6 protein-coding genes are annotated in these 7,482 nt (G+C 69.9%); 2 read left to right on the top strand and 4 right to left on the bottom strand.

Annotated elements, in window-relative coordinates; translation table 11 throughout:
* From A9O63_RS02460 to A9O63_RS02475, 4 genes are all read right to left on the bottom strand, one after another.
* A partial coding sequence (locus tag A9O63_RS02460; RefSeq protein ID WP_084295528.1) for a sulfotransferase occupies positions 1-1,218 on the bottom strand: 1,218 nt, incomplete at its 3' end.
* 51 nt (positions 1,219-1,269) lie between these two features.
* On the bottom strand, positions 1,270-2,271 hold the full coding sequence (locus A9O63_RS02465; RefSeq protein WP_069330508.1) for a polysaccharide biosynthesis protein: 1,002 nt from the start codon (positions 2,269-2,271) through the stop codon (positions 1,270-1,272).
* Positions 2,272-2,276: 5 nt separating this feature from the next.
* The gene (locus tag A9O63_RS02470) at positions 2,277-4,742 is read right to left on the bottom strand and encodes a rhamnan synthesis F family protein (RefSeq protein ID WP_069330509.1); all 2,466 of its coding nucleotides are present in this window, start codon (positions 4,740-4,742) and stop codon (positions 2,277-2,279) included.
* Entirely contained in the window at positions 4,739-5,287 is a 549-nt protein-coding gene (locus A9O63_RS02475; protein ID WP_235836912.1) for a hypothetical protein, read from the bottom strand. Before A9O63_RS02475 ends, A9O63_RS02470 begins: the two co-directional genes overlap by 4 nt.
* 122 nt (positions 5,288-5,409) lie before the next feature.
* On the opposite strand from A9O63_RS02475, the gene A9O63_RS02480 reads away from it, so the two are divergent.
* Positions 5,410-6,408 (top strand): NAD-dependent epimerase/dehydratase family protein, encoded by a 999-nt coding sequence (locus tag A9O63_RS02480; protein ID WP_084295530.1) that lies wholly within the window; start codon positions 5,410-5,412, stop codon positions 6,406-6,408.
* A gap of 491 nt (positions 6,409-6,899) precedes the next feature.
* Positions 6,900-7,307, top strand: coding sequence for a CopG family transcriptional regulator (locus A9O63_RS02485; RefSeq protein WP_069330512.1), 408 nt, complete (start codon positions 6,900-6,902; stop codon positions 7,305-7,307).
* Positions 7,308-7,482 lie beyond the last annotated feature (175 nt).

Below are 7,482 nucleotides of genomic sequence, written 5' to 3' on the forward strand. Positions count from 1 at the left end.
CGCCATGCGCTCGGCCAGGGCGCCCGCGTGGCGTTCGAGCTCGGCCACATGGGCCGCGCGGTGCCGCAGGCTCTCGCGCAGGTCGCCCACCTCGCGTTCGAGTGCGGCGCGGGCCGCCTCGACCGCCGGCAGCCGCTCCCGCGCCTGGAGTTCGGCCGGGACCGTCGTCTCCAACTCGGCCGCCAGCCTCCGGGTCATGGCTTCCAGATGCACCGTGGCATGGCGCAGGCGGGCCTCGGCATCTGCCTGCGCGCGCCGCAGCAGCGCGAGCTCCTCCTCGCGCATCGCCTGCGCCGCCTGTTCGGCCGCCTCCGCCTCTCGGTTCCGGCCCTGCGCGACCGCCATGGCCGCGTCGCGCGCGACCATCCCCAGCATCGGGATGGCACGGTCGAGCTCCGCCCGGATCCCGTCGAGCTCGGCCCGGTCCTCGGCCGTCTCGCCCGTGGCGGCCCAGCGGCCGAAGATCCCGTCCGGGCGGCGGATCCAGTCGGGCGGCAGCACGCCGTCGCGCGCGCTGGTCGAGCGGAAGTGGCGCAGCTCGTCGGCCAGGAAATCGCGGATGGCAGGGGCCACCGCATCCGCCGCGCGGGGGAACCGCAGCCCGAAGCCCTCGCCGATCCGCGCCACCGTGGCGCGCCAGTCCGACAGGAGCGCCTCGTAGGACACGAAGAGGCGCGGCTCCTGCCGGGTCTCGGCCTCGGCCTCGAGCACATGGCGCAGCCAGAGGAGCTGCCCCCACCCCGCAGGCCAGCCCTCGCGCCGCGAGAGCGAGGCCGCCACCTCGTCCGGGGCGCGGTGGGTGCAGAGGAAGAGCGGCCGGATGCCCGCCTCGGCCAGCACCTCCTTCCAGAAGGGCAGCAGGCGGCAGATGCGCGGATCCTTGAGCACGATCAGGCTCGACCGGCCGAATTCCTGCGCCATCACCTCGGCCGCGCGCTCTCGGAACTCGCCCAGCCGCGGCGAGCGGTACCAGTCGGGGTTGAAGGGGCCCCAGTCATTCCAGGCGGAGCCTGCCGAGGCGAGGATCGCGTCGTTCAGGTGATAGACCTTGAGCGACTCGAAATGGCCGCGGGGATTGGATGCGGTGGCGGGCATCAGATCCTGCGGCAGGGCGCAACCCATGTGTGCGAGGACGCCCGCGAGGGCGGAGGTGCCGGAGCGATGCATCCCGAGGACGATGAGCGCGATCCGCGGCGGGGAGGCTTGGTCGAGTGACATGATGATCGATAACCCCTGTCAGAATGCCGGAGCGTCCATCGCGCCTCCCGCTCAAGGCTTGCCGGGAGCGGCCTGAAGCGCCGCCACGGCCGTCTCGAGCGCGGTGATGCGGTCGGCCTGATGCATGACGATCTGCAGCAGATGCTCGGTCAGCCGCCGCCGCAGCGCCTCGGGATCCGGGGGCGGCTCGATCTCGGCGTGGGCGGACGGGAAGTCGATCCCGAAGCGGGTGCGCAGATAGTCGAAGAGCGGGCGGGCCTCGTCCACGATCCGGTCGGTCTCGCGGTAATCGAGCATCCGGGCCACGACATCCTCGAGCACCGGAGCGGCCTGAAAGTCGAGGCCCTCGAACGCCTCGTCGAAGATCCAGGGCAGCGTCTCGCCGGGCAGGCGGGTGTTGTAGAAGATACGCAGCGCCGCCTCGTCGGCCGTGACGCGCGCCTGCTGCCGCTCCGGGAGCGGGGCGAGCGCTATGCCCAGCACCTCCGAGAAATCCTCGACCACGTTCTTCTGCCTCAGGTAGGGCCGCACCGTCAGCAGGTCGGGCACCGCCTCGCCCCAGGCCTGGAAGCAGCAATAGACCTGCACCTGCTCGCGTGCGATCTCGGCGAAGGGCCGGACGGGGCCCTCGTAATTCTTGTGGAAGATCGACCATTGGCCGTAGGCCGAGGGCAGCCACTCGTGCGGGTCGCGCACATAGGCCACAAGCCGCAGGCGCACATGCCGCCGCAGTTCCTCGACGAAGGGCAGCACGGCGTGCACCTCCCCGTAGATCCCCTCGTTCGACAGGACGAAGCGGCTGCAGCCGCCGGTGCGCTGCCGCTCGGCCAGCACGGATGCAAAGTGATGGGCATGGGCCCGCATCTCCTGCGGCGGCGAGCCGAAGAAGGCGGTCTGCCCGGAGAGTCCGCCAAAGTCGGGACCGAGCATGCCGAACCACATGCCGAGATAGTCGACGCCCTGTCTGCGCAGCGCGACCGCGTTCTGCTCCAGCGCCTTCTGGATCGAGGAGGTCCCCGTCTTGCCCATGCCGATGTGCAGGATGACTTCCATGCGCCCTACACCCTCCTCTGATCCAGCTTGTGAACGAAGACCGAGGCCAGGCCGCACTGCGCGGCCATCGCGGGCCAGAGCCGTTCGATGAGATGAAACTCGGTCCCGTCGTTGGGAATGGGTTCGTTGGGCCAGGGATAGGCGGCGCCGAACAGGTCGTTCATCGCCCGCACCACCGTGCTGCGCACAAAGAACATGTTGCCCACCGGGAAGAGCAGCGGATTGTCGGGCAGCGGGCCCGGCAGGCGCGGCGCGACCCGCGGCAGCAGCGCGCGAGAGGCATCCCACGGGATGAAATAGGGATCGAACGGCGCCACGAGGCCCACGCCCGGGTCGCGCAGATGCGTCACCGCATCCGACAGGGACGCCTCATCCCCGAGGAGGATGCGCAGGAGGAAGGCGCGCCAGATGTCGCCGCTGTCCGTGGTGGCGAGCGACTTCTTCTGATGCAGGTGGCACCAGATCTCGTCCTCGCCCGCAGCACCCCCCGGCAGGAAGAGCTGCAGGAAGGGCAGGATGTCGCGCCCGCGGTTGGGCCGGACCAGCACCTCGGGCGCGAGCCCCACCGCCCCCATCAGCGTGCGGATCTCGTCCGCCTTCCGGTCGCTGTCGGTGGTGACGACGATCCGGCTGGCGCAGCGGTAGGCCGCGTGCTGGCGCACGTCCTGCGCCAGATCGTCGGTATAGAAGGCGTGGACATGCAGCGAGAAGCGCGGCAGCTCCGAGGTCTGCGCCGTGCCGTAGGGGGCGATCCGCAGCTTGCGGTGGACCCAGTTGTCGGAGTCCGCCAGCCTCTCCTCGACCTCGGCCAGATCGCGCCACATGCGGCGGCGGCCGTAGCGCATCATCTTCTCGCGCTCGAGGATGCGGTACTCGGCCTGCTCCGGCTCGTGGAAGAGCATCGGCATGTCGATCTCGCTCGCGCCGCGCACGAAGTAGCGATGCGTGGCGAGCCGGTCGAGCAGCGCGCGGCGGATGCGGGCGAAGAGCCCGTCCGCCTCGGGCGCGGCCTCGCGCGCGGGCCCGGGGGTCTTGCGCGGCAGGTCGAGCAGCGCCTCGGCCGCGGCGGCGGGATTGGCGTATTCGACGGTGCGGATCCGGCCCGACCGGCGGTAGACCGCATCGCCGAAGCCGCTCGCCCCCTCGAAGAGCACGATCCGGCACCCGGCCGCCAGCGCGTCGAACACGACGTTCGGCAGCGGATCGAGCCGCGACGAGACGAACATCGCATCCGCGGCCGCGAGCACATCCGGATAGGCCGGCCCCGCCGGCAGCAGGAAGAGATTGCCCTCGGGCCGCCCCGCGCCGATCTGGCGCAGGTGGTAGCTCATCCAGACCCCGAACTCCATGTCCTCGGGATTGAGCCCGTCGCCGATCCAGAGGAACACCGTGTCCGGATCGCGCGGGGCGCAGATCTGGGCCGCCATGGCGAAGATGTCGGTGCCCTTGCGCCACTGGAGATGCCCCGCCCCGCAGACAAGGCGCACATGCGCGCAGTCCCGCCCGATCAGCGCCGAGATCCGCTCCCGCGCCTCGCGGATGCGGTCCTCGGTGCAGCCTCCCATCCGGGCGGGGCGCTGCGGCAGGATCCGCGTGTCGCGGTCGATGTCGCATTCCACGTCGCGCAGCCACCCCGACCAGCTTTGCCGGACGTGATCCGAGGAAAAGATCATCAGATCGGAAAAGAGCGAGGTGAGTGTCACCTTGTAATTCGGATAGGTGTAATCGGTATATTCGTGAATATAGGTCACGAAGGGAATGTCCCGCGCGACGGTATAGCGAACGAGCGGAACGGCCTCCACCGAATTGAGGATCGCGAAGTCTATCCTGTTGAAACTTTCAAGAGAGAGAAAAAGAATATCCCCAAAAGGATTTTCCGTAATCACAAGATGGCAGACATGCTCGAGAAAATCCTCCAGCAGGGGGCCGCCCCGCACTGCGACGACAACCACATTGCAAGTCTCGGCCGCCTCGCGCGCAAGATCGAGCCCCACCATGGGGGCGCCGGTCCGCGACAGCTCATGCACGGCGATGAGGCAGGTCTGCACGGCAGGGTTGTAGGCCCGCCGCCCGGCGTGGCACTTGTCGCGCAGGCTCGCCAGCGTGCGCCGCCCCTCCTTCCAGCCATGCTCGAGATAGTGGCGGAAGGGATCCATCTCCGCCTTCGCGATGTCGGGATACCAGGCCCGGTAGGCCTCGTGCGAGAAATCCGACACGGTCCGGTCCACCGGCTCGCCCAGCCGGATCAGCTCGCAGGCCAGATGGCAGGCGTCGGGCTCGCCCGCGGCGATGGCCTCCGACAGGGCGGGCAGGGTCGTCAGTCCCGCCACCAGCCTGTCGAGCCCGGGCAGCTGCGCCTTCAACTCGTCGTAGAAACCTTCCTCTCCGTCCGGATGGTGGCGGAAATCCGGCCGCACGGCCAGCACATGCTCGGGCGCGAGGCTCCGCCACAGGTCGTCGACAGCGCTCATGTGCCGCTGTCCGGAAAGGCCGTGCGCAGAAGGTCGAGCGCCGCGGCCTCCGCCACCTGCTGCCGGGCGAGGATGCGCAGGAAGGGCGGCAGCACCGGGCTCGTGGCGATCATGCCGCCCAGCCGCAGCAGCCGGAGCCGCCCGCCCTCATCGAGTTCGGCCCGCACCCCGCGCGGACTGGCCCGGCCCGCGCGCTCTTCCTCGGTCACCTCGCCCACCTCGAAGGCCCGGTCGAGGAACAGCAGCGGCCGCGTCGGGTCGAGGAGATGGTGGCCCAGCCATTTCGGCAGGTCCGCGAGCAGGGCGAACGGGCCGGACGGCGGCCGCAGATGCTCGATGATGATCGCGCTCCGGTTGCGTTCCAGCAGCGCCTTGTGGGCGAATCTGCTGCCCGGGAGCGCAAAGAGAACGAAGGTCTCCCGCCAATCGGCAAGGAAATCTTTATTCGAATCACCCACAAAGGCATTGCTCGTGACGGCCAGCATGATCTCACAACGGCAGGTCCATGCCGGTGGTTGATAGCGGGCATCTTCTGCCGCGTCCACAGCAATTTCTACCCCCGGATGTGTCTTTCTCGCCTTGAGGAATAATCAAGCTTGACATCTGGCCCGGCTCAATACAATCGGAAGTAGTTTTAGCCGCCCGAGGGCGTGGCGAGGATCATGTGATGAAAGTGCTGGTAATAGGCGGCTGCGGTTTTATCGGGTCACATGTCGTCGACCTTCTGCTGCGGGAAGGCTGCCGGGTGCGGGTCTTCGACCGACGGCCCGAGGCCTTCCGGCCGCCGCTCGCCGGCGTCGACTATGTCATGGGCGATTACAGCGATCCCAATCTGGTGTTCCAGGCGCTGCACGATGTCGAGGCGGTGCTCCATCTGGCGAGCGCGACGGTGCCCGCGACCGCGAACCTCAACCCGGTAACCGATATCGAGGCCAACCTCCTGGCGACGGTGCGGCTTCTCGACGTGATGCGCGCGACGGGCAAGCGGCGGCTCGTGTTCCTCTCGTCCGGGGGCACGGTCTATGGCGTGCCGCAGACCGATCCGGTGCCCGAGGAGCATCCGCTGCGCCCGATCGGCTCCTACGGCATCGTGAAGGTCGCGATCGAGAGCTACATCCGCATGGAGCAGGCGCTCTACGGGATGGCGCCCGTGGTGCTGCGGGCATCGAACCCCTACGGGCCGCGACAGGGCCATACCGGCGTGCAGGGGATCATCGGCACCCACCTGTGGCGCGCCGCGCGCGGCGAGCCGGTCGAGATCTGGGGCGACGGGCAGGTGACGCGCGACTTCATCCATGTCCGCGATCTGGCGGCGCTCTGCGTCGAGGCCCTGCGCTCGGGCACCTGCGGCTGCTTCAACGCGGGCAGCGGCACCGGCACCTCGGTGGCCGAGATCGTGGCCGGGATCGACCGCACCGTGCAGGCCTCGGGCGGCCCGCCCGTCCGCGCGCTCCGCCTGCCCGGCCGCGGCTACGACGTGCCCCGCGTGGTGCTCGACATCTCCCGCGCGCGCGCGGCTTTCGACTGGGCCCCGCGCATCGGCCTCGAGGAGGGGCTGGCCGAGACCTGGCGCTGGGTCTGCACGACCCTGGCCCATGAAACCGCCGCCGAAGCCCCCCGGCCCCGCGCAAAGCTCGCCCGCCCGCGCCGCAGCGCGCGCTTCTGACGCTTCGGACAGGCGAGGTCCCTCAGACGCGGCTCCGCCCGGAGCCGCAGCCTGCGCGTCTGACGGTTCGGACAGGGGAGGTCCCTCCGGCGCGCTCCGCCCGGGGTGTTCATTCCGGCGCACTCTTCCGGCGCCTCCCGTGGCCTTGCCGGTCCACCGGGGATCCCTCTTCCAACGCGCCTTCGTGCAACCCATCCAGCGCGGCTCCCTTTGAGGCTGCGCCGTCCGGCGCGCTCGTCTGACGCCCCCGGCGCGCCCGTCCCTCCGATCCGGCTCCCGCTCTGGCCCGCAGGGGCTGACCACGGCCCTCCGGCCCGGGAGCGCCGGATGCCCGGGGGGGGGGGGAGCTGTCCGCGGATGTCTCGTTGCCCTCGCGGCAAGCGTGCCACCGCCCGCCGAGGGCGCCCCGACGTCAGGCGGGGGCGCGTCGGTCCTCCCCTTGCATCGGCCGCTTCTACATCCATATACCATCCACACGGATGGAGAAGCCGATGCAGCCCCCGGTTCCGAAGACCAGCGACAGCGAGAAGATCACGATCAACCTCGGTCCGGTGGACCTCGGCCGGATCGACCTTCTGGTGCAGGAGGGGTTCTATGCCAACCGGAGCGACTTCATCCGCACCGCCATCCGCAACCAGCTGGGGACCGAGGCCGACGCGGTGACGCGCTCGATCGAGCGCCACACGCTCGAGCTCGGCCTGCGCGACATCGGCCGGGCCGAGCTCGAGGCGGCACAGGCGGCGGGTGAGCTTCTGCATGTGCGCGTCGTAGGACTGGCCCGGATCGCGCCCGACGTTTCCGCCGATCTGGCCCGGGCCACGATCGGCTCTCTCACCGTGCTCGGGGCGCTTCAGGCGTCCGCCGAGATCAAGGCGGCCCTCCGGGACCGCATCCGCTAGGCGCACAGCGCCCTTCTGGCAAGGAAGACCGAGATGAAGACGGAGTTTGCGACGGCCATGGGCCGGGCGCTCGATCAGGTGCGCGCCGGCGATCCGGCGGGGGCGACGCGGGCGATCCAGGATCTGCTGCGGGGCCAGGGGGCCGGGACGAGCGGGAGACCCGCGGCGCAGGAGG

The organism is Cereibacter johrii (genome assembly GCF_001720585.1).
Taxonomy (GTDB): Bacteria; Pseudomonadota; Alphaproteobacteria; order Rhodobacterales; family Rhodobacteraceae; genus Cereibacter_A; species Cereibacter_A johrii.

Bases quoted from the DNA above. Each gene is read 5' to 3' on its own strand.
- A9O63_RS02465 (WP_069330508.1), bottom strand. From the start codon at position 2,271: ATGGAAGTCATCCTGCACATCGGCATGGGCAAGACGGGGACCTCCTCG.
- A9O63_RS02470 (WP_069330509.1), bottom strand. From the start codon at position 4,742: ATGAGCGCTGTCGACGACCTGTGGCGGAGCCTCGCGCCCGAGCATGTG.
- A9O63_RS02480 (WP_084295530.1), top strand. From the start codon at position 5,410: ATGAAAGTGCTGGTAATAGGCGGCTGCGGTTTTATCGGGTCACATGTC.
- A9O63_RS02485 (WP_069330512.1), top strand. From the start codon at position 6,900: ATGCAGCCCCCGGTTCCGAAGACCAGCGACAGCGAGAAGATCACGATC.